Source organism: Actinotalea sp. C106 (assembly GCF_023630195.1).
Lineage (GTDB): Bacteria > Actinomycetota > Actinomycetes > Actinomycetales > Cellulomonadaceae > Actinotalea.
The window spans coordinates 1-3,335 of sequence record NZ_JALPKN010000322.1; the positions used below are offsets into that span (position 1 = coordinate 1).

A 3,335-nucleotide genomic window follows, 5' to 3' on the forward strand; every position below is an offset into this window, starting at 1 on the left:
GGCGGTCCCGCGGGAGCCACCGGCCTCGGCCACGGCGGCCCGGACGGCGTCGCGCACGGCCGAGCTGACGGCCCGCTGCGTCTGGGCGGCGAGGCGGCGCTGCAGGGCCAGGAGGGTGGTGCCCTCGTCGACCATCGATGTCGAGGAGCCGCGGGCCTCGGTCACGCGGAAGGTCATGCGCAGGTGGGCGGGGAGGCGCTCGTCGTCCCAGGCGTCCTCGGGGACCTCGACGTCGCGCAGGGCGCGGACCGCCTGGGTGAAGGCCTCGCGGAAGCTGGGCGCCATGTCCGCCGCACGCACCACGTCGGACCAGGTGGGCATGTGCTGGGCGATCCAGGCGGTGACCTCGCGGGCGACGTCGGGGGCGGGGACCAGCTGCACGCGCACGGGCTTGGGCAGGGAGCGGATGGTCGCGGTGACGAGCTCCTCGCGCAGGCCGGGCACCAACCAGTCGAAGCCCTCGGGGCGCACCCGGTTGAGCACGCCGACGGGGATGTGGACGGTCACGCCGTCGGCCTCGGTGCCGGGCTGGAACTGGTAGGTCAGCGGCAGCTCGAGGTCGCCCTGAGGCCAGGTGCTGGGGAACTGGTGCGGGTCGGCCGCGGCGGCGTGGGCCTCGTCGTCGGCCACGAGCATGCCCAGGGTGAAGGTCAGCAGGTCGGGCTCGTGGCGCCGGGCGGTCTTCCACCAGGTGTCGAAGTGGCGGGCGGAGACGACGTCGGCGGGGACCCGCTCGTCGTAGAAGGCGAACAGGACGTCGTCGTCGACCACCAGGCCGCGGCGCCGGGTGCGGTGCTCGAGCTGCTCGGCCTCGTCGAGCAAGGCCCGGTTGTCGTGGAAGAAGGCGTGGTGGGTGGTCCACTCGCCCTGCACCAGGGCGTGGCGGATGAACAGCTCGCGGGCGTGCTCGGCGTCGACCTTCGCGTACAGCACGCGGCGCTGCGCGACGATCGGCACCCCGTAGAGCAGGACCTTCTCCGAGGCCATGGCCGCGCCCTGCTTGGTGGACCAGGCGGGCTCGGAGTAGGTGCGCTTGACCAGGTGCCCGGCGAGCTCCTCGGCCCACTCGGGCTGGATGCGCGCGGCGTCCCGGCCCCACAGCCGCGAGGTCTCGACCAGCTCCCCGGCCATGATCCAGGCGGGGGGCTTCTTGGACAGCGGCGAGCCGGGGAAGATCGCGAACCGGGCGCCGCGGGCCCCGAGGTACTCGTTGCGGGACTGCTTGCGCGCGGGCTTGCCGCCCTTGGCCTGCGGCGCCCCGCCCCGCGCCCCGACGCGGACCTCGGTGACCTCCTGCATCCCGATCTGGCTCAGCAGCCCCGCGAGCAGCGACTGGTGGATCCGGTCCGCATCCCACGCCAACCTCAAGCTCGTGTCGGAACCCTGAATACCTGGAGCACCCTGTGCTTCTGACACGAGGTTGGAGGTGCGGGCCGGGGGCCGCAGGGTGATGCCGAGCGGCTTGGCCATCTCCTTGAGCTGGGTGACGACGTCCTGCCACTCGCGCAGGCGCAGGTAGTTCAGGTACTCGGCCTTGCACAGGCGCCGGAACGCACTGCCGGACAGCTCACGCTGCTGCTCGCGGACGTAGTTCCACAGGTTGAGGTAGGTGAGGAAGTCCGACGTCGGGTCGGCGAACCTCGCGTGGGACTGGTCGGCCTGGGCGCGCAGCTCGGCCGGGCGCTCGCGCGGGTCCTGGATCGACAGGGCCGCCGCGATGATCATGACCTCGCGGGCGACGTCCCGCCGTCCGCCCTCGACGATCATCCGCGCCAGCCGCGGGTCCATCGGCAGCAGGGCCAGCGCCCGCCCGACCTCGGTCAACCTCGTGTCAGGCCCGGATCTCGTGTCAGAACCTGAGGTGGCCCCAGGTATCCCAGCGTCTGACACGAGAGTTGCCGGGCGGGGGCGGGTCTCGAGGGCGCCGAGCTCGGTGAGGAGCTGCACCCCGTCGCGCACGGCCCGGGTGTCGGGGGGCTCGACGAAGGGGAACTTCGCGACGTCGTCGGGGCTGCCCGCGACGCCCACCGCGACCATCTGCAGGATCACCGAGGCCAGCGAGGTGCGCAGGATCTCGGGTTCGGTGAACTCGGGCCGCGAGCCGAAGTCCTCCTCGGAGTACAGCCGGATCGCGATCCCGTCGGCCACGCGCCCGCAGCGGCCCGAGCGCTGGTTGGCGCTGGCCTGGCTGATCGGCTCGATGGGCAGCCGCTGCACCTTGGTGGCCTTGGAGAACCGCGAGATGCGCGCGGTCCCGGGGTCGACGACGTAGCGCACCCCGGGCACGGTCAGCGAGGTCTCGGCGACGTTGGTCGCGAGCACCACCCGCCGGGTCGAGTGCGCCTCGAACACCCGGTGCTGCTCGGCCGAGGACAACCGCGAGTACAGCGGCACGATCTCGACCGACCGCGGTGACACGGCCCGACCCGAACCCACGGCCCGCTCGCCCAGGTGCCCCCGCAGCGCGTCCTCGGCGTCACGGATCTCCCGCTCCCCGGAGAGGAACACGAGCACGTCCCCCGGGCCCTCGACGGACAGCTCGTCGACGGCCTCGCAGATCGCCGTCATGAGGTCCCGCTCCTCGCCCTTGGCCTTGGCCGGGGCGTCGGGGTCGACGTCAGGGGAGAGCGGGCGGTAGCGGATCTCGACGGGGAAGGTGCGGCCGGTGACCTCGACCACGGGGGCCGGCACGCCGTCGGGGTGCTCGGCGGTGGGCGGGCCGGCGAAGTGCCGGGCGAAGCGCTCGGAGTCGATGGTCGCCGAGGTGATGACGACCTTGAGGTCAGGGCGCTTGGGCAGCAGCTGGGTGAGGTAGCCGAGCATGAAGTCGATGTTGAGGGACCGCTCGTGGGCCTCGTCGATGATCAGCGTGTCGTAGGCCCACAGCTCGGGGTCGCGCTGGATCTGCGCGAGGAGGATGCCGTCGGTCATGACCTTGACGAGCGTGTCCTCCGAGGACTGGTCGGTGAACCGCACCTGGTAACCGACCACGGACCCCAGGGCCCCGGAGCCGCCGGTGATCTCCTCGCTGATGCGCTCGGCGACCGTGCGCGCGGCGATCCGGCGTGGCTGGGTGTGGCCGATCTGCCCGTCGCGGCCCCGGCCCAGGTCGAGCAGGATCTTGGGCAGCTGGGTCGTCTTCCCCGAACCTGTCTCGCCCGCGACGATGACGACCTGGTGGTCGCGGATCGCGTCGGCGATCTCCTCGCGCCGCGCCGAGACGGGCAGCTGCTCGGGGTACGTGATCGGCGGCAGGTCGACGGCGTGACGTGCCTCGGCCCGGCGGGCGCGACGCTCGGCCTCACGGCGGGGGTCGGGGGCGCGGTGGCCCCGCT

General features: G+C 72.8%; 1 protein-coding gene. It reads right to left on the reverse strand.

Going from position 1 to position 3,335, the window contains the following annotated elements; translation table 11 throughout:
* Window positions 1-3,335 (reverse strand): ATP-dependent RNA helicase HrpA (gene hrpA, locus L0B03_RS15650; RefSeq protein WP_374204981.1); only part of this gene is annotated, 3,335 nt, incomplete at both ends.